Below are 19,916 nucleotides of genomic sequence, written 5' to 3'. Positions count from 1 at the left end.
TTAATTCGGTACTCGTAATAATTTTTGTGCCTTTAAGTAATGCTTTAAGGCAATTTTTGCAGCAATCTCTGCTTCTAACTTTTGCTGTTCTTCTAAAAGGCTAGGTGAGTAGTACTTTTTTACAAAATGTGTATCAAAGTTTCCGCTTTTAAAAGCATCATGTTCAAAAACAAAACGACCAAAGGCTAAAGTAGTTTGTACTCCTTTTATATGGTAATTGTCAATTGCATTTACCATTACTTCAATTGCTTCTTCACGTGTTTTGCCGTAAGTAATTAGCTTTGATAGCATTGGGTCGTAGTAAATTGGGATGTCCATACCTTCTTCAAAGCCATTATCTACTCTAATATTGTTACCTTCAGGTAGTTGGTATATTTCTAAATTTCCTACGCTTGGAAGAAAATCGTTCATAGGATCTTCGGCATAAACTCTGAGTTCTAAAGCATGACCATTAATTTTTAGATCCTCTTGCTTTAGATCTAATTTTTCGCCTCTAGCAACGCGTATTTGAAGTTCTACCAAATCTACTCCAGCAATCCATTCAGAAACAGGATGCTCAACTTGTAACCTTGTATTCATTTCTAAAAAATAGAAATTCAAATTTTCATCTAGAAGGAATTCTACAGTTCCAGCACCTATATAATCACAAGAACGCGCAACATTAATAGCTGCTTGCCCCATTTTTTCTCTCAATTCTGGTGTTAAAACCGCTGATGGTGCTTCTTCAACTACTTTTTGATGACGTCGTTGAATAGAACATTCACGCTCAAATAAATGGATGACATTACCATGTGTGTCTGCCATGATTTGGATTTCGATGTGTCTTGGCGATGCAACATACTTTTCAATAAACACAGAGCCATCTCCAAAAGCATTAGTAGCTTCACTAATTGCTCTGTCCATTTGTGATTCAAATTCGGCTTCTTTTTCAACAATACGCATACCTTTTCCACCTCCGCCAGCAGAGGCTTTAATAAGAATAGGAAAACCGATATCTTCGGCTATTTTTTTAGCTTCAGGAATATCGGTAATGGCTTCATCTGTACCAGGAACCATAGGAATATCATAAGCTTTAACGGTTTCTTTTGCCGCTAATTTGCTTCCCATTACTTTTATGGCTTTAGAACGTGGACCAATAAATATAATGTTATTTGCTTCACATAATTCTGCAAAATCGGCATTTTCACTTAAAAAGCCATAACCAGGATGTATAGCATCTACGTTAAGCGATTTAGAAACTTCTATAATGTTATCTCCTCTTAAGTACGATTCGTTAGAAGGTGCTGGGCCAATACAAACAGCTTGATCTGCATATTTTACATGAAGAGCGTTTCTATCAGCTTCTGAAAAAACGGCCACTGTTTTGATGCCCATTTTTTTTGCTGTTTGCATTACTCTTATGGCTATTTCACCTCTGTTTGCTACTAGTAGTTTTTTCATATTATTCAAATTCTATTAAGAGTGCATTTTTATCGACAGTTTCACCTTGTTTAACTTCAATAGCTTTTATAACGCCTTCTCTTGGAGAGGTTAATACATTTTCCATTTTCATAGCTTCTAAAATTAGAAGATCATCATTTTCTTTAACTTCATCGCCAACATTAACATTGATTTCTAAAATTAATCCAGGCATTGGTGCTTTTACATCATTAACTTGTTTTGAAGCGCCTATTTCAAAACCTAGAGCTTCAATTTGTTGATCTAACGCATCATAAATATCGACGTCATAAGCCGTGTTATTTACTTTTATAGTATAGGTTTTCTGATTAAAATCAGTATTTAAAATTTCTGCTTTTATCGTTGTATTATCTTGAAGTATATGGTATTTATTGGTTGATGTTTCTATAACATCTAGTTTTTCCATGCTTTCTTTAGTGACATCAAAAGTATGAGAAGTATTTACTTTTATTTTATACATAAAATTGAGTTTGTTAATGATTAGCAGTTTGTAATTTTCCTGCAAAATATGAAATTATTAAGGTTTATTTTATCTATTATCTGAATTTTATAAAGATTTAAAGTTTGAATTTTCCTGATGTTTTTTTATCGCTTTTTTCGAAAGAATGATACCAACAGCTAAAGAAACAAATGCTCCGATTGAAATGCCTGGAACGAAATTAATAAACAAGAAAAAGTCATAGGCGCCATGAAATAAAACGGCTAATAATAAGCCTGTTAAATTGAATAAGGTGCGGTTTTTTGAAAATTTTGCTTTTCCCATATAGAAGCCCATCAATACACCAAAAGTTGCATGAGCAGGTATTGCCGTAAATGCTCTTAAAATAGCAGTTTGATAACCTCCTTCTATGACATACATGATGTTTTCTGTACACGCAAACCCCATAGATACCATAACGGCATAGATGATCCCATCATAAGGTTCGTTGAATGCTTTTTTGGGTTGTGCGTAATATTTTACAATGACATATTTGCTAAATTCTTCTGACAAGGCAACGACTATAAATGCTTGGATAAATTGTTGCCAAATGCTATAATTATCAGTAATAGGAATAAATCTTCCGGTGAAAAAGTATAGAATAAAGACAATAATTATACTAACAATAGCTCCAAATAGAAAACTAGAAATTAGTATGCTTTTGGGTTCCTTTTCATACTTATCTTGAATATAAATATATAGAAGAATGGCAAAGACAGGAGCAACAGCTAGTAAGAGTAGATTCATTCAAAAATTTGATTATAGATTTCCCCAGCTATGTAATGGTAGTAATCGCTATTACTTTCAACAAAATGCATGTTTTTAAAACTATTAAAAACTAATTCTGAAAATACATCTAATGATACCAATTTAAGCGCTTCAACTTCATTTGGTTGTGGAGCTAAGTTTTTAAGAGGTACTTTTAATTCTGAGATAAAAATGTGATGAAACTCATTATCTTGAATAGCTCCGTTATTATAAGACCCTTCATGAAAATGTGTTGCAATCCGTCTTAAGTCGTTGGCATGAATATTTAAACCAATTTCCTCTTTCGTTTCTCTAACAGCTGCTTCTTCTATGGCTTCACCAGCATCAACATGTCCAGCAACAGATACATCCCAAAGTAGTGGACAAATGAGTTTTTTGTGTGAGCGTTGTTGTAAAAGAATTTCGCCTTCTAAAGTATAAAACCACACATGAATAGTATTATGTAACCAACCCTTTTTATGCACTTCAGATTTTAAAGCTGTTTTTCCTGTTGGTCTCCCTTTTTTATCTACTATGTCAAGATATTCGTCCATATATAAATAGACCTGCTAGTTTTTATGCTAACAGGTCTTTTTGGTTTTTATTTAAAATAACTAAATGTTTCTCCGTCTTCTATTTTAAGTAATGTTTCGTAAATTAACTTAATAACGTTTTCTACATCGTCTTTATGAACCATTTCTACCGTTGTATGCATGTAACGCAACGGTAATGAGATTAAAGCAGAAGCAACACCGCCATTACTATATGCAAAAGCATCTGTATCTGTTCCTGTAGCTCTAGATAATGCGGCACGCTGAAAAGGAATTTTCTTTTCTTCGGCTGTATCTGTAATTAAATCTCGTAGTTTTTGCTGTACAGCTGGTGCATAGGCAACAACAGGACCTTTTCCAATTTCGGCATAGCCTTGTGTTTTTTGCTCTATCATTGGTGTGGTTGTATCGTGTGTTACATCAGTAACAATAGCCACATTTGGTTTAATGGTTTGTGTAATCATTTCGGCACCACGTAAGCCTATTTCTTCTTGTACCGAATTGGTAACATAAAGTCCAAATGGTAATGTTTTTTTGTTTTCGTGTAGTAATCTTGCTACTTCAGCAATCATAAAACCACCCATTCTGTTATCTAAAGCGCGACATACAAATTTGTCTTTATTAAGAATGTGGAATTCATCAGGGTATGTTATAACACAACCAACATGCACTCCCATTTTTTCAACTTCAGCTTTATCTTTAGCTCCAACATCAATACATATATTATCGGGTTTTGGTGCTTGTTCTTTAGCTTTACTTCTTGTATGTATTGCAGGCCAACCAAAAACACCTTTTACAATGCCTTTTTTGGTGTGAATGTTTACAATTTTACTAGGAGCAATTTGGTGATCGCTACCTCCATTTCTAACGACATAAATTAAACCATTGTCAGAAATATAGTTGACATACCAAGAAATCTCATCAGCATGCCCTTCAATCACTACTTTAAACTTTGCTTTTGGGTTGATTACAGCAACAGCAGTTCCGTATGTGTCAGTTATAAATTCATCAACATAAGGTTTAAGGTAATTCATCCAAATTTTTTGCCCTTCCCATTCATAACCTGTAGGAGAAGCGTTATTTAAATATTTTTCTAAAAAGTCCATAGACTTTTTGTTCAGTAATTGTTTTTTTGCCATCTGTTTAAATTTTCAATAAAAATAATAATATTAATACGATTTTAAGGTTATAGGCTTTAATATTATTAATTTTGGAATGGTTTTGGTACAGTTGTAATAGATGAAATATATTATTTACATAGCCTTGTTTTTTTCAGTGGCAATTTTTGCTCAAGAAAACCCTATTAAACAAGATTCTACAGAAGTACATTACATGTATATTGAAGGAGATTCTATACCTGTAACCTCTGTAGAGTTAAACGAAGTTTTGGTACTACCTAATTTAAAATTTGAAACTAAAGAGGCACGAATTAGATATCTAATTTTAAGACGAAAAACCTTAAAAGTATATCCTTACGCAAAACTTGCGGCAGAACGTTTAGAAGCCTTACAAAAACGACTCGATGGCTTAGAGCGTAAACGTGATAAAAAACGTTATGCTAAGATTATTCAGAATTATATTGAAGATGAATTTTCAGCGGAACTAAAGAAGCTAACTAAAACCGAAGGTCAGATTTTGGTGAAGTTAATTCATAGGCAAACGGGAAAAACAACTTTTGATCTTATTAAGGAATTACGGAATGGTTGGCGAGCTTTTTGGTTTAATAGTACAGCCAGTTTGTTTGATATTTCTTTGAAGAAGGAGTTTAGTCCTATTGCTGATGAAGAAGACTATTTAATTGAAGATATTTTGCAGCGTGCGTTTCAGAATGAACGTTTAAAACGGCAAGAACCTGCTTTTGAAATCGATTTTTATGAAAGCTTAAATAAATGGTCCAAACCCAAAACACCAAAGAATTCAAAAGGTTAAACAATGCGCGCTCAAACAAAATTAGAAGAACAATTAAATGCTTGGACACATGGTTTTGGTGCACTCTTAGGAGTCATAGCTTTAGTGTTATTGATTGTAGATGCCAATCACTTAAAACCTTGGAGTTTATTTAGTGTTATTGTTTACGGACTATCTATAATTATTCTTTTTTTAGCCTCAACATTTTACCATGCAGTAGAAGGGGAGAAGCGTAAGTATTATTTTAGAATTGTAGATCATATCAGTATTTATTTACTTATTGCAGGTACTTATACGCCTGTTTTACTCATTTCACTAACAGATAGTTTAGGCTGGCTTTTGTTTTGGGTTGTATGGGGAATTGCGGGTTTTGGTGTGGTGTTAAAACTCTTTTTTACAGGAAGGTTTGAAGTTTTTTCAACATTATTATATTTGGTAATGGGTTGGCTTATCGTGTTTGACTTTACAAATGTGTCTGAAGCCCTTGGATCAAATGGGATATTGTGGTTATACGCAGGAGGTTTATTTTATACTGTCGGAATTGTTTTTTATGCCATTCGTAGAATTCCTTACAATCATGTGATTTGGCATTTATTTGTTTTAGGCGGAGCCATTTGCCATTTTTTTATGATTTATCTTCATGTGATATAATGTCATTTAAGACATTATTAGATTTTATTTTGTAGTCGCACAGAAACAACATATTAGGATTGTTTCTAATTGTTTAATCTATTTTATTGTTAATCGTTGCCATAGACAAGATCTATAAAATCAGACTTTTCTAATGTGCCAAAATAATTTTCTATGGCCACATTTTGTAGCGCTTTATTAATTTCATGCTTATCATAAGGAATGCCAATAAGTAAGTCTTCTAGATCTGAGATGGGCTGTCTTCCAAAAAAATCACCAAAGACTTTAAAGTCTGAAATATGACCTTTTTCTACAAAAATACGAAGGTCTATTTCGCCAATAGCGAATCGTTTATTGCGTTGGATATTAAATTTAGGTGAACGTCCAAAATTCCAATCCCATAAATCATATTTTTCGGCTTTTAAATCGTGTACAGCTTTCCATTCAGCTTCCGTTAATTTATAGGTTTCAAAAGGCTCGCTAGCTTCGTATAAACCTGTGAGTAATTGCTTTTTAAAATGTGCCATTGAAATAGGTTGTTCTAAAAATTCACTAATATTTGCGACACGACTTCTAACAGATTTATGACCTTTAGATTGTATTTTACTCATTTTTACTTGTAGGGCTTTAGCAACTTCACCCATATCTGTATCAAATAATAAAGTCCCATGACTTATCATGCGTTTTCCTGTAGAAAATTGAGCTGTTCCAGAAATTTTCTTCTCATCAACCAAAATATCATTTCTCCCTTTTAATTCGGCAGAAACACCCATAGCGTTTAATACTCTAATCACAGGCGCTGTAAACTTCTTAAAGTTGCTAATGCTTTTTCCATCGTGATTAGTAATAAAACTAAAATTTAAATTCCCTAGGTCATGATAAACAGCTCCTCCGCCAGAAACCCGACGTACGACATGAATATTGTTAGCTTCTATATATTCTTGGTTAATTTCCTCTAAGGTATTTTGATTGCGTCCTATAATAATAGAGGGCTCATTAATGTAAAACAGTAAATAATCTGTAGAAGCATCAAAATGTCTTAAAACATATTCCTCTAAAGCTAAATTTAATTTCGGATTTGTGTGGCCTTCATTATCAATAAAAATCATAGAAACTGTAGTATTTGTTGTTTACAAAGGTAACGAAATTGAGTATAATGCTGTCGTTGTCAAACCATCATTATTCTAAATATAGTAGGTGTGATGCTGTTATATATGTAGCTACAAGCCTTAAATCCATATCAATAAATTAAAAATTAGCAATGTGTTTTTTTGGGGCTTGATTTGTGAAAATTAATGTAAAAGTATAGCTGCCAGAGTTCTATAAAAATAATGATAAATTATTATTATTTTTATTTGGAATAAATATAAATAAGAATAATTTTGTCAAAAATTTAGACGTGTTCCAATTCAAACTATTTTTTATTTACGTATTTCTATTTTTTAGCATTTTAGGCTTTGGCCAAAGTGGAAATTTTTACGGAAAGGTGAAATATGATTCTAATGAACCTGCGGTTTCTACATTCATTGTATTAAAGGGGAATGCTATAACTAAAGAAACCAATTCCAATATAAATGGAGCTTATAACTTTAAAGATCTTCCTTACGGGACATATACAATAGCATTTTATTCATTAAATGACCTTCCTAAAACCGTTACAGTTCAGTTAGAAGAAAAGAACAAAGAGGTCAATGTTACTCTGGAAGTTGCAGCATTAGACGAAGTTTTTGTGAAATCTAAAACGGTGCAGCAAAAAATTGAAGAAAAAGGATTTGCGGTTAATGTTATAGAAACGAAAGAAGCTGCAATTCAATCGATACAAGTTAATGAATTACTAGACCAATCTGCTGGAGTTAGAGTTCGTCAATCAGGTGGTTTGGGCTCGCATGCACATTATAACCTTAATGGGATGACAGGTAATTCTGTTAAGATTTTTATTGATGGTGTGCCTATTCGGAATTTTGGACCTTCTTTTTCATTAAACAGTATTCCTCCATCTTTAATTAAACGGATTGAAGTTTATAAAGGTGTTGTACCTCCGCATTTATCTGATGATGCTATGGGTGGAGCGATTAATATTGTGTTAAACGACATTACTAAAAATGAATTAAAAGTGTCTGTTTCTGCAGGATCTTTTGGAACCTACAGAACGGACGTTAATGGTGGTTATAGAAATAACAAAAACGGTTTTACGGCAAGAGGTTCTGCTTTTGTGAATTATGCCGATAACGATTATGAAGTTTGGGGAGATCAGGTGGCTGTAGCGCTTTCTGCAGGAACACCAGATGTGTATATCAAAGCCAAACGCTTTCATGATCGCTATAGATCTCAAGGAGGAAAGGCCGAGTTTGGTTATACTCATGTATCTTGGGCAGATAAATTATTGGCTGGTGTTTTACTCTCTAATATGGATCAACAGATTCAAACAGGTGCTACTATGGAAATTGTTTATGGTAACCGATTTACAGAGCAAAGCACTAATATGTATAGTTTAGAGTATGCAAAAAAAGGTATTGCTAAGAACTTAGATGTGAGTGCATTTGCGTCTTATTCTCGTCTTAACAGAAAAACCATAGATACTATTGCGACACAATACAGTTGGTTAGGTCATCCTACAAGTTACTATAACGATCCCGATGTTTGGGCTACAGGCGCAGAAGCAAGTGTCCCAACACTTCAAAAAGATATTGATCAAACTATTAATATGCGCTCTAATGTCGCATACCATATTAATGATAATAATACCATTCAGCTAAATCATTTACTAAACACATTTACACGAGATTCTGATGACCCAATGCTTCCTGCTGCAGAAAACGCATTAAGAGAAGAACGCGGCTATTTAAAATCTATATTAACACTTTCATATGAAAATAGTGCTTTTGATGAAAAGTTGAGGACTTCAATTTTTGGTAAATCGTATTATATGGACAGAACTTCAAAATTACGCACGCGAAGTTCAAACACTTCAGAGTCAACTATATTTATTGAGGAGAATAACATCAACTCTAACGATTTTGGTTTTGGCGGATCAATTTCGTATTCCTTCTCTCCTAAATTTTCTGTATTTGGTTCTGCAGAAAAAGCGATTCGTTTACCAGAGGCCAATGAGGTTTTTGGTAATGTCGCAGCTAATTTAAATGCTTCAGTTAATTTAAAACCAGAGCACAGTAATAACTACAACTTAGGGTTTACGTACGATAATTTACAGTTTAAAGAACATACGTTTGGCGTGACTACCAATGTGTTTATTAGAGATACAGAAGATTTAATTATGCCTTTTCCTACAGGTAGCAATGAAGAGTTTTTTGAGAACTCTAACGTCGGTAAAATTTATACAGAAGGTATCGATTTTACATTAAATTATAATTATAAAGAGCGTTTGTTTTTTAGTGCAAACACATCCTTTTTTAATGCTAGAGATCACAATGTTACGTATGATGTGAATGGAAATCCTATTACACCAACCTATGAAAGATTAGCCAACACTCCTTATTTTACGATGAACTATAATCTAAAATATAAGGTACAGGATTTTATTCAGAAAGGAGCACGTTTATCAACTTATACCAACTTATTATATGTCCACGAGTTTTTTAGACACAGTAGTGTCCTTGGTGGCTCAGGAAAAACAGTCATTCCTGCTCAAGTTTCTTTAGATGCAGGTTTTGCTTTTACATTTCCAAAAAACAAGGTATCACTAAGCTTTGATGTAAAAAACATATTAAATAATCAGTTATTCGATAATTATGCCCTTCAAAAACCAGGAAGAGGGTTTTATGGGAAACTTACTTTTTCAATTTTATAAATCAATTAATTTAATACTTATGAATTTTAAATATTTATCTCGTATCGCTTGTTTATCAGCTTTATCTTTAATGACGTTTTCATGTAGTGAAGACGATACACCGTCATCAGATCCATCAAATACATCTGATTACAGACCATATCATTTGGTAATAGGTTCTAGCCCAACTGGTGAGTCTGAAACGTACATACAAGGGACTACAGTAGAAGAACTTAATGACCCAAATAAAACGTTTACTTTTAATGGGTATGGCCGAGAAGTTCCGTCAACTCGTACAGCACGTTTATATACCTCTGATGATGGTGAAACGGTTTACAATTTAAATTATGGAGGTGGTGATATTGCTAAATATGATTATATCAGTGGACAAAATTACGACTTAGTTTTAACAACAGATATCCAAGCAGTGATGGGAACAGCCTATCCACGTTGGACAAAGATTGATGATAATTATGCTATGTTACACAATGTAACTACAGAAAATATCTATGAAAATCCAGATGAAGAAACATCGCCTTACGTAAGAACTAAAGCCACTGTTACTTTAGCTCGTGTAGATTTAAATACAATGAGTGTATTAGAAAATACTTCTTTTGAATTTCCTTATAACGAAGATAATTCTGGCGATGGTATTCATACTTTTCGTATTGATGCCCCAGTAATTGCTAACGGAAAACTTTACTACGGAGTTGCAAAGCGTTTTTATGATGCTTTAACAGGAGAAAATGGTACTATGGTTTATGATAATGTAGAAACTCTAGTTGTAGATTACCCTTCTTTAGAAAATGAAACTACAATTGTGTCAACCTTAGCACAAGGTTCTACAAATGGTTATAGAACACCTGTTGCACATAAAGATGAATTAGGTGATACTTACCAATTAATAACATCTGGTGATGCTTCAATTATGAAAATTAGCAATGGTGCTTATGATACAGCTTATGGTAAATTTGATATTAAATCGCTTTTAGGTCATAATGCCGAAGCAAATACAGGTTGGTTTTATGTAGGTAACGGTATTGGTTATGTACCTGTTTTAAATACAGATTTAGGGGACAGTGCAAGTTCTAATTGGTATATTGTAAGAGTTGATGTTTACAATAAAACAGCAGTGAAAATGAATATTCCTATAGATTTATGGTTGCGTCAATACCAGTGGGCAAGTGTTATTGATGGTAAATTATATATGGCTTTAGCTTCTTTAGGAGGTGTAGGTAATGTTTATATTTTTGATCCTAGTTCTACTAGTGCAGATGGTTACACTACAGGTGCTACATTACAAACAGGAACAACTGATGCTTCTTACATTGGGTTATTTTAAAATTTAAAAGAACCTAAGCCTATCAGCTTAAAATAATAGGTTAAATATTTCAATAAAAAACCAGAATATATCTATGTTCTGGTTTTTTTTGTGTCTATATACATAATAGCGTTGCTGTAATAGGTGTTTTTTTTGAAACCTACTTTATAAACGTATTTATTGTTTCAACTTTATTTTATACATCTCATTATCTAAAGGCTTGTATGGATTGTATTTTAATATCTTAAATTTTAAATCATCATCTGATATTTCTAAGCTGATTTTTCTGGTGTCAATCGTAACATCTTTAATTTCTTTAGACCCTAATAAAGCCTTTTGTATGGTTATATTGGTAGATGCTTTATTTTTAAAATCGATTAAAATTTTGTTGTTTTTAAAATCTATTCTGATTTCAATAGTGTTAATGGGTAATGCTTTAAACTCAGATTGATTAATTGTTAAATATTTTTTTGGAATATTAAAATAGCCTCCTTGACTCAATGTGATATTTATTTTAGGTTGAAGGATATTTGTTTCAATTTCATTAATAAGGTTGTTGTTTTCAAATATTCGTTTTAAATTTTCAATAGTTTTTGTGTCGCTTTTTTTATTTAAAATAAAAAAGTCAAAAATCAGAGACGTAATTTCTTCATATTCGTATTCCGTTTCTTCGAGTATGGCATCTAGCATTATTTCTTCAATTTCCTTATTCATAAGGTTTTCAGATTTTGCCTCATCTAATATGGCGTCAAAATCAGGTATAACTTCTAATTTCAAAACATGGGATAAATCTTTAAAGAAAACAAGTCGTTTCGTTTTATAGTCGAGTTCTGGTTTGTAATGAAATAAAACTTTAGTTATCAAACTATATTCATCTAAATCATAATATGTGGTGGCTAAATCAAAAATGGAAGGCAATGAAAATATTGATTCATCTAATTCAAATTCATCATAGTAATTCAAAAATTTAAATTCATAATCTATATGAAATGTATACGTTTTTAAATTTTCTTTTGTTGTCTTGTCAAGGAAATCTAGATAAAATTCATCGTTAAAAGGGAAGTTAATTTTTAAACCATTTTTAGATTTAATATCAAATTGTGAGCTGTTATTTCCGCCATAGATATAATTATATATCAAAATATCAGAACAAACCTCCTCTATAAATGCTTTGCTTTTTTGCATTTCTTTAGGAAACTGTTCTAAACTATATAAGCTTTTAAGAAAGTTTTGAGCATTAATAGGACATATTGAAAAAGTAAGTATTAATGTAAGTAGTAGTGTTTTTCTCATAGTTTACAATGGGTGTTGGATAAAATTCGTGGCATGAATAAACACCTAATTTAGGAAATAAAACCGAATAGCCCCAAGTGTAGCAAACATGAGAAGCAACATCTACAAGAGGATTATAAGTAGGCGAGCACCAGCAATTACTTCAGAGGTTGTTTTTTATTTTAAATATTCAAGAGTGTTTACCATTTCAAACTTTGGGCTTCTTCTCATAAACTCTCTTAAAAAAGCAGTATGCGCTGCTCCCATAATTATAAATACTCTATCTTTTTTTGTCATTGGAATTCTGTTTAGATTAGAATATATTTTCATATTTCTATGATAAAAGATGGCAGCATTGTCAGCACCTTCAAATCCATCATCTATTCCAACGTAAAGAAGTTTGTCTGCATTGGTGTTTATTGAGTAGTCAAGGTGTATTGGCTCATTAATTAATTTTAATTTTTCGAGTAAAGATAATTTGTCATAGTTAGCTTCACGTTTAGCCATTTCGGGATATTCTTTAAATGGTTCGTTTGTAAGTTGTAAATAGGTTTTTGAATCAATAGCGTTTTCATGGTCGGGACTGTTTTCAATAAAATCTCCAACACTGTAATTATAGCCCATATGATTATCAATCCCATATATTTTTTTTACATTACTTAGCCTACCTACATCAAATCCAATCATACTACTTTCCCCATAATTTGTATTTAATGTAGAAGGGGTATTTAAGAACTCTTGGTAGGCCTTATTGATCTCGTCATTAAATTTTGGTAAGTTCTCGATACATATTATTGTTGGTTTAAATTCCGCTAACATTTTAGAAATTTCTCTAATTTCTTTTTGTGCATCATCACTATGTTCATCAAATTCTGTTTTGTTGGCATCAGGAGTATAACCAAAGTGAAATGTTCCAAAGTTTAGAACTTTTATTTTGTCACTTTTTTGTTCGGTTAAGCTTTTATTTTTTAATTCCTGCGATTCATTTTTAGTATTACAGCTTAAAAATAAAAGGCATAAAAATAAAATTGTTTGTTTCATCTGTCAGTTTTTAAATTGGCGACAACGGTCTCAATATGGTTTGTGATGTATTTATAAAACTAATTTAGCAAAAATGAAACGAACTAAAGGAAATTCCACTAGAATTTCCAAGTAGGTGTAATCTAGCTAATAATGACGCACGGTGATGTGAGTTGTTTTTTATTCTAGGTGAGGTTAATATAACTCTAATCTTCAGATTAAAGAGAGATTATCTTTTTCTTAGCCTGCAAGTATATTAATTGTATTAAAAAAATAAAAAGAGTCTTTGTGTTATTAGAACAAAGACTCTTTTTATAAGTTTAAAGATTTTCAACCATTAAAATTTCTAGTTTTCTTTCTCCATCTTTAAAAGGCCAATTTATTATATCGCCTACCTGTCTGCCAATTGTAGCAACCGCAACATCGCATAAAATAGATGATTTTCCTTTTTTGTTATTTGCTTTTGTGGTTGACACAAACGTATATTCTTTTTCTTTGTTTTCTGTATGATCTTTAATTTTTACACGTCGGTTAACTGTAACGATATCATTTGGTAAGTCTCGCCTAAGTACTTGTTTGGCGTTTTTTAATTCTAAAAGTAATAGTTCTTCTTCTTGTTTAGTTACTTTTTTTCTTCGAACATGATCTTTAATCATATCGTATATTCCGGTTGTTAAAATTACATTTTTTGACATAATATTTTTTTTGAATTTCTTTCTTAATACTATGTATAGTTGTGACTCAATCATCCAAAATAGTGTGCAGTAAATAGAGCTGCTATTTTTTGAATGCTAGTAATAGTGTTAAGAATAAAATAAGATTAAATTTTAAGAATAATCGAGAGTATCCCTGTTTTGAGTCGTAACAGGGATTAATTAATAAACTCTTTTGAGTTTTTTAAAAAAATATCGTCATGTAAATAAGATAATGATAGCGCTAATCCGTGAGGATTTTTTTTAAGATATAGAACATAAATTGCTGCCATTGGTATTAAATATAATGAGTTACAAACATAATCATTAGATTTAATATTTACAATGTTATACCTACTAAGGTACTATTAAAATTGTTCTATAGATTTATTCTAAAGCCTCATATTTTTGAGTATAGCGAAACATTTCAAATCGATAAGCTCCATAATCGCCTTTTTCTGTTTTTAATGTAATCGGATTTTTAATTGCATAACCATGTTTCGATTCGTCTCTTTCAGTTCCAAATCGTACAAAATCGTCTCTAACATCAGGAACAAAAACAAATTCTTTATAATATTTAGTTCCTTTTTTTACTTGACTGCCTTTAATCGGATAATGCTTAATCTTAACTTGGTCAAACATATTAAAATCAAGGTAGTAAAATGTAAATTTTATTCATTCAGTTTTGGGTTTGGTTAAATTATGCACAACGGTTTTGTGTATGATTTGTAGCGTTATTTTAGCAAGTAAGTTAGTAAATAATAACGGAAATAGAAAAACCGAGAGGTTTTTCAACAGTAGGCGAGAAGCAGCTATGAATTATATACATTGTTGGCAACAGTTTTTATTATTCAGATTACAGTATGTTAATCAAATCTTGTCTTCCGACAATAGCCATTATTTCAACAACGTCGTTATTTATTTTATAGTAAATACTATCTTTTCCGCAAACACATCTTCTGTAGTCTTTTTTTATATAATCAACTGATTCGAATGAAAAAGGTCTTTGGGTAATAATTTCAAAATATTCAAAGAATGATTCAAAATATTTATCAGCTTGAGTCATTCCAAATTTTTTAACTCCATAGTGATGAATTCGGATTAAGTCATTTTTAGCTTCATTACTTAAGCGATATTTAGCCATTCAATAGAGTTTTTGATTGAGCTAAAATTTCATTTTTTGATTCGCTTGTAAATCCGCTATTTTCAGCTTTTTCCAATTTAGTTCGTACCCAATCAATTTCGACTTGTTGTTTTCTAGCTTGTCTAATTAAATCGTTTACTAATTCGCTTTTACTTGAATATTCTTTTCCATTTACTTGGGCTTTCAGCCATTCGTCATTAGGTTCTGTAAATGATATACTTTGTCTTGACATAATTTAATTGTTTTGGTGTAAATATACATCAATTACGAATCATTTCCAAATTGTTGCCAACTCGTTATATCCATATAAAAAATACGCTTATCCATTAAATGAACATGGATAAGCGTGCTTTTTAATTTTTAGATCTTCTGTACAGGGAATCCTCGGTCTCTCATGAGAGCTTCAATCTTAGCATCGCGACCTCTAAATTTTCTGTAGGCTTCTGCTGGATCCATAGCGTTGCGTGGTGCAAATAAATATTTCACCAATTTATCTGCAACGGCTTTATCATAAAAACCACCTTCGGCTTCTCTAAAGGCTTCAGAAGCATCACTAGTTAGTACATCTGCCCACATATAGCCATAATACGCTGTAGCATAGCCTTCACCAGAAAACACATGACCAAATTGCGGTGTTCTGTGACGCATTGGTAGTTCTTTAGGCATGCCTAATTCGTCAAGTGTTTCGCGTTCAAATTTATCGATATCAATATCTGTAGGATCTGCTAGGTGTAACTTCATATCAATTAAAGCCGAAGCTAAATATTCAGTTGTTCCAAACCCTTGATTAAATGTTGAGGCTTTCTTTATTTTTTCAACTAAGGACGCAGGAATTGGTTCTCCTGTTTTATAATGCACTAAAAATTGATTGATAACTTTGTCTGTAGATAACCAACGTTCTAATAATTGCGATTGGAATTCTGTGTAATCTCTAACACCTCCATTTAAGGTTGGGTATTTTACATCGGCAGAGAAGAAGTGAAGGGCATGACCAAATTCATGGAAAAACGTTGTGGCATCATCCCACGATACTAAAACTGCTTCTCCGGGTGCTGGTTTAACAAAGTTGGAATTGTTAGAGGCTAACACATTTTTTTCGCCTTCAAAAGAATCTGAACTTCTATAGGTTGTTGCCCAAGCGCCAGAGCGTTTGCCTTCGCGGGCAAAAGGATCTAAATACCATAAGCCAATATGCTTACCAGAATCTTTATCGGTAACTTCCCAAACCTTCACATCCTCATGAAACACAGGAACAGTACCTTCTGCTACTGGTGTAAATTTATAATTAAACAATTCGCCAGCGGTAAAGAACATGGCTTCTGTTAGTTTATCTAACTGTAGGTATTGTTTTACTTCGTCGCTATCTAAATCGTATTTCTTTTTACGCACTTTTTCTGCATAGTATCTATAATCCCATGGTTCTATGCTTATGTTATCTCCAAGTTCGTTAGCTACAGTTTGCATATCTGCCACTTCTTCTTTAACTCTTGAGGTTGCAGCTGGCCAAACGGCCATCATTAGATCCATTGCGTTTTCTGGCGTTTTTGCCATACGGTCTTGTAATCTCCATTCGGCATAATTATCATAGCCCATTAAGCCCACACGTTCTTTACGTAATTTTAAAATTTGAGCAATGATTTTGTTATTGTCGTATTGGTCTCCGTTATCTCCTCTAGAGTAGTAGTTTTCCCAAACTTGCTTACGTAATTCGCGTTCAGTAGAGTAGGTAAGGAAGGGATCTATTGATGAGCGTGTATTGGTAATGGCGTATTTTCCGTCTTCACCTTTATCTGTAGCAATTTTAGCAGCAGATTTAATAAAGCCTTCAGCTAAACCCCCTAACTGATCTTTGTTTAAATAGGTGATGTAGTTTTCTTCATCGTGCAGTACATTGTTTGCGAAATCGGTGTAAAGCGATGATAATTCTTTGTTGATTTGGGCATAGCGTTTTTTCTTTTCGGCATTTAAATTTGCGCCATTCATTTCAAACTGCTTGTAGGTTAAATCAACTACGCGTTGTGCTTGCGGTTCTAAAGGTGTTTTTTGAGACGCTTCATAAACCGTTTTTATACGTTGGAATAGTTTTTCGTTTTGCGAAATTTGAGATCTAAAATCTGAAAGTTTTGGTGCTAATTCGGCTTGTACTTTTCTAAATTCTGCTGAGGATACGTTGCTTCCCATAACACCATAATAGGCAAAGACTCTGCTTAATTCTTTACCGGCACTTTCCATGGCCACAATAGTGTTTTCAAAGGTGGCAGGTTCGGTGTTGTTAGCAATAGCTTCAATCTCGGCAAGGTTAAGCTTCATGGCTTCTTCCATTGCAGGTTTTATAGCTTCAACAGAAACTTTATCAAAAGCAGGAACACCTTGGTAAGGTCCTGTCCATTCTTGGATTAATACATTATCACTCATGTTTTTTTCTGTGGTTTTTTTTATGTCTTCTTTACAACTTGAAAAAAGGACAATGCTACAAATTAAGGTTGCTCTAAGGGAATTAGAAATCATAATTAATTGTTTAGTTTATGAAAAATGGTTGCTGTTTTATCAAGTCATCAAAATACTGAAAATAGGAATAAACTCTCTTAAATATTTTATAATTTTTTGAAGGAAATCACTTTAGGATTACAGGGATTATATAGGCTTAAATAAGGCTAAAAAATAAGTAATATCTTAAAGTTATTTACGCAATATGTGTTACTCAATCAATTCAACCTTTCTAATATAAACATTATGTAAAGGCCAATCTCCTTCGTCTGTTTTAACAGCATTAATTTGATCTACGACATCCATGCCTTTTGTGACTTCTCCAAAAACGGTATACTCACCATCTAAATAATGGGCTCCATCTTCACGTTGAATTATAAAAAACTGAAATGGAGAGGCTAATTTATAGGCATTTTCTATTTCGCTACTTGGCATAGAAACGGCTCCTCTTTTGTGTGTGTAGCCGCGTTTGGTATCTGGAGGTAATAAATAATGTCCTATATTTTGACGTCTTTTAGCAATGTTATAATCGTCACTGCTTCCGCCTTGTATTACAAAGTTTTTTACGACTCTGTAAAACTGTGTGCCATCAAAATATTTACGCTTAGTAAGGTAAACGAAATTTGCTCTATGGAATTTTGTTTTATCATAGAGCTCGATTTCTATAATGCCAAAATCTGTGGTAATTCGTACTTTGTTTTCTTTGTTTTCTTTTTCGTATTCTAAAAAGAATTCCATCGCATTAGCATCTGTTAGTTTAGGATAGTCTATTTCTTGTTTCTTTTTAGGTGTAACTTTGGTTTGGGTAACTGTAGAATCTTTTGCAATTGTTGTATCTGTTTTTTTTGAAGTTTGTTTATCTTCACAATTCAGAAGTAATAATCCAATTCCAATAACCATTGGAAACAATAATCGAAATTTCATAAATGTTATTTAATACGTTTTTAGAATCTGTAGTAAAAATAAAACATCTAGAGCTTTTTGGCGAAGACTCTCATGCTAAAATGTCTCCTCCTTATCGTTTAGAATTAGCAGAAAAAATGAAAAAGAAGTCTAAAGCGGCTAAAAGGGCAGGAGTTATGGCTTTGTTTTATCCTAATACTAACGATGAAACTCACTTGGTTCTTATTCTACGTAAAACTTATAAAGGAGTACATTCTGCTCAAGTTGGGTTTCCTGGAGGAAAATATGAAGATAATGATAATAACGATTTAATGGAAACTGCCATTAGAGAAACAGAAGAAGAGATTGGAGTCTCAAGGACTCATATTGATGTTTTAAAAACAATGTCTCCTATTTATATACCACCAAGTAATTTTATGGTGCATCCTTATATTGGAATTTCAAAAGAATATTTAATTTTTACAAAACAAGATGAAGAGGTTGAAGAAATCATAGAAGTAAAACTTGCTGACTTTTTAAACGATAATAGCACTATAACTACAACAGTACCAACCTCTTTTGATGAGCATGTAGATGTGCCAGCTTTTAAATTTAATGGACATATTGTTTGGGGAGCAACTGCAATGATGCTTGGAGAAATAAAAGACTTGTTAAAACAAGTTTTATAATTTAACTTAATGGTTACATTTGTAATTGACAAAATTTGAAAAATTAACTATGGGATTATTCAAAAGAAATCCTTTCGGACATATACTTTGGGTTAAAAAATGGCTTATAAGAATTCTTGGAGCTTTTACACACAGACGTTTTAGAGGGTTTAATGATTTACAAATAGAGGGGTCTGAGATTATTAAGGACCTTCCAGATACTAATGTGTTGTTTATTTCTAATCATCAGACCTATTTTGCAGATGTTATTGCTATGTTTCATGTATTCAACGCTAGTTTAAGCGGACGATTAGATAGCATTAAAAATGTAGGTTATTTGTGGAATCCTAAGCTAAATATGTATTATGTGGCAGCAAAGGAAACCATGAAATCTGGTATACTTCCTAAAATATTTGCTTACACAGGTTCTATTAGTATTGAGCGCACGTGGAGATCTCAAGGTAAAGATGTTAATCGCCAAGTAAAAATGAGTGATATTACCATGATCAAAACCGCTTTAGATGATGGTTGGGTAGTCACATTTCCGCAAGGTACAACCACTCCTTTTAAACCTATTAGAAAAGGAACAGCCCATATCATTAAAACCTATAAGCCAATTGTAGTGCCTATTGTTATTGATGGTTTTAGACGATCGTTTGATAAGAAAGGATTGCGAATTAAAAAGAAAAATATTTTTCAATCTTTTGAAATAAAACCCCCTTTAGAAATAGATTATGAAAATGAATCTATTGCTAGTATTGTTGAAAAAATAGAGTATGCTATTGAGCAACACCCTTCATTTTTAAAAGTAATTCCACAAGATGTACTTGAAGAAAATGAACGATTGAATAGAGAACTTAGAGATATGTAA

20 protein-coding genes are annotated in these 19,916 nt (G+C 32.4%); 6 read left to right on the top strand and 14 right to left on the bottom strand.

Annotated features, from left to right (window positions below; all coding sequences use genetic code 11):
• From accC to ABD730_RS10185, 5 genes are all read right to left on the bottom strand, one after another.
• Positions 1-1,440 carry an acetyl-CoA carboxylase biotin carboxylase subunit gene (accC, locus tag ABD730_RS10205; RefSeq protein WP_344714358.1) on the bottom strand — a complete coding sequence of 480 codons (1,440 nt, stop codon included), beginning with the start codon at positions 1,438-1,440 and terminating at the stop codon, positions 1-3.
• A 1-nt stretch (position 1,441) separates the two neighbouring features.
• Positions 1,442-1,918, bottom strand: coding sequence for an acyl-CoA carboxylase biotin carboxyl carrier protein subunit (locus tag ABD730_RS10200; RefSeq protein ID WP_334466287.1), 477 nt, complete (start codon positions 1,916-1,918; stop codon positions 1,442-1,444).
• A gap of 87 nt (positions 1,919-2,005) precedes the next feature.
• On the bottom strand, positions 2,006-2,683 hold the full coding sequence (locus tag ABD730_RS10195) for a PrsW family intramembrane metalloprotease (RefSeq protein ID WP_215925839.1): 678 nt from the start codon (positions 2,681-2,683) through the stop codon (positions 2,006-2,008).
• Entirely contained in the window at positions 2,680-3,237 is a 558-nt protein-coding gene (locus tag ABD730_RS10190) for an NUDIX hydrolase (RefSeq protein ID WP_344714354.1), read from the bottom strand. Before ABD730_RS10190 ends, ABD730_RS10195 begins: the two co-directional genes overlap by 4 nt.
• Before the next feature lie 47 nt (positions 3,238-3,284).
• Complete coding sequence (locus tag ABD730_RS10185; protein WP_215925837.1) at positions 3,285-4,373, bottom strand: M42 family metallopeptidase; 1,089 nt, start codon at positions 4,371-4,373, stop codon at positions 3,285-3,287.
• A gap of 100 nt (positions 4,374-4,473) precedes the next feature.
• On the opposite strand from ABD730_RS10185, the gene ABD730_RS10180 reads away from it, so the two are divergent.
• Together ABD730_RS10180 and trhA are read left to right on the top strand one after the other, a co-directional pair.
• On the top strand, positions 4,474-5,163 hold the full coding sequence (locus ABD730_RS10180) for a DUF4294 domain-containing protein (protein ID WP_344714351.1): 690 nt from the start codon (positions 4,474-4,476) through the stop codon (positions 5,161-5,163).
• A 3-nt stretch (positions 5,164-5,166) separates the two neighbouring features.
• On the top strand, positions 5,167-5,793 hold the full coding sequence (trhA, locus tag ABD730_RS10175; protein WP_344714349.1) for a PAQR family membrane homeostasis protein TrhA: 627 nt from the start codon (positions 5,167-5,169) through the stop codon (positions 5,791-5,793).
• Positions 5,794-5,882: 89 nt separating this feature from the next.
• Here trhA and lplA read toward each other — a convergent pair whose 3' ends face one another.
• The gene (gene lplA, locus ABD730_RS10170) at positions 5,883-6,881 is read right to left on the bottom strand and encodes a lipoate--protein ligase (protein ID WP_334466280.1); all 999 of its coding nucleotides are present in this window, start codon (positions 6,879-6,881) and stop codon (positions 5,883-5,885) included.
• Between the two features lie 290 nt (positions 6,882-7,171).
• Between lplA and ABD730_RS10165 the strand changes: the two genes are divergently transcribed.
• Together ABD730_RS10165 and ABD730_RS10160 are read left to right on the top strand one after the other, a co-directional pair.
• The gene (locus tag ABD730_RS10165) at positions 7,172-9,580 is read left to right on the top strand and encodes a TonB-dependent receptor (protein WP_334466279.1); all 2,409 of its coding nucleotides are present in this window, start codon (positions 7,172-7,174) and stop codon (positions 9,578-9,580) included.
• 19 nt (positions 9,581-9,599) lie between these two features.
• Positions 9,600-10,901: a hypothetical protein gene (locus ABD730_RS10160; protein WP_344714346.1), complete on the top strand. Its 1,302-nt coding sequence runs from the start codon at positions 9,600-9,602 to the stop codon at positions 10,899-10,901.
• A 156-nt stretch (positions 10,902-11,057) separates the two neighbouring features.
• On the opposite strand, the gene ABD730_RS10155 is transcribed toward ABD730_RS10160, so the two are convergent.
• The 8 genes from ABD730_RS10155 to ABD730_RS10120 all read right to left on the bottom strand — a co-directional run bounded on the left by ABD730_RS10155 (position 11,058) and on the right by ABD730_RS10120 (position 18,419).
• On the bottom strand, positions 11,058-12,173 hold the full coding sequence (locus ABD730_RS10155; RefSeq protein WP_344714344.1) for a hypothetical protein: 1,116 nt from the start codon (positions 12,171-12,173) through the stop codon (positions 11,058-11,060).
• A 156-nt stretch (positions 12,174-12,329) separates the two neighbouring features.
• Entirely contained in the window at positions 12,330-13,193 is an 864-nt protein-coding gene (locus ABD730_RS10150; protein ID WP_344714342.1) for a DUF5694 domain-containing protein, read from the bottom strand.
• A gap of 299 nt (positions 13,194-13,492) precedes the next feature.
• A complete protein-coding gene (locus ABD730_RS10145) occupies positions 13,493-13,867 on the bottom strand; it encodes a GreA/GreB family elongation factor (protein WP_344714340.1) in 375 nt (124 codons plus the stop codon).
• 384 nt (positions 13,868-14,251) lie between these two features.
• Positions 14,252-14,506, bottom strand: a complete 255-nt coding sequence (locus ABD730_RS10140; protein ID WP_344714338.1) for a hypothetical protein — start codon at positions 14,504-14,506, stop codon at positions 14,252-14,254.
• A 214-nt stretch (positions 14,507-14,720) separates the two neighbouring features.
• A complete protein-coding gene (locus ABD730_RS10135; protein ID WP_344714336.1) occupies positions 14,721-15,008 on the bottom strand; it encodes a type II toxin-antitoxin system RelE/ParE family toxin in 288 nt (95 codons plus the stop codon).
• Complete coding sequence (locus tag ABD730_RS10130; protein WP_036578964.1) at positions 15,001-15,240, bottom strand: ribbon-helix-helix domain-containing protein; 240 nt, start codon at positions 15,238-15,240, stop codon at positions 15,001-15,003. The genes ABD730_RS10135 and ABD730_RS10130 overlap by 8 nt, the downstream gene beginning before the upstream one ends.
• 128 nt (positions 15,241-15,368) lie before the next feature.
• Positions 15,369-17,516: a M3 family metallopeptidase gene (locus ABD730_RS10125; protein WP_344714332.1), complete on the bottom strand. Its 2,148-nt coding sequence runs from the start codon at positions 17,514-17,516 to the stop codon at positions 15,369-15,371.
• Positions 17,517-17,705: 189 nt separating this feature from the next.
• Positions 17,706-18,419 (bottom strand): peptidylprolyl isomerase, encoded by a 714-nt coding sequence (locus ABD730_RS10120; RefSeq protein ID WP_344714330.1) that lies wholly within the window; start codon positions 18,417-18,419, stop codon positions 17,706-17,708.
• 2 nt (positions 18,420-18,421) lie between these two features.
• Here ABD730_RS10120 and ABD730_RS10115 point away from each other — a divergent pair, with 2 nt between their 5' ends.
• Both ABD730_RS10115 and ABD730_RS10110 read left to right on the top strand, forming a co-directional pair.
• Positions 18,422-19,066: an NUDIX hydrolase gene (locus tag ABD730_RS10115; RefSeq protein ID WP_334466266.1), complete on the top strand. Its 645-nt coding sequence runs from the start codon at positions 18,422-18,424 to the stop codon at positions 19,064-19,066.
• A gap of 49 nt (positions 19,067-19,115) precedes the next feature.
• Entirely contained in the window at positions 19,116-19,916 is an 801-nt protein-coding gene (locus tag ABD730_RS10110; RefSeq protein ID WP_215925823.1) for a lysophospholipid acyltransferase family protein, read from the top strand.

It is taken from the genome of Winogradskyella damuponensis (assembly GCF_039538385.1).
GTDB lineage: Bacteria > Bacteroidota > Bacteroidia > Flavobacteriales > Flavobacteriaceae > Winogradskyella > Winogradskyella damuponensis.
This window is presented reverse-complemented; position numbering and strand designations above follow the sequence as displayed.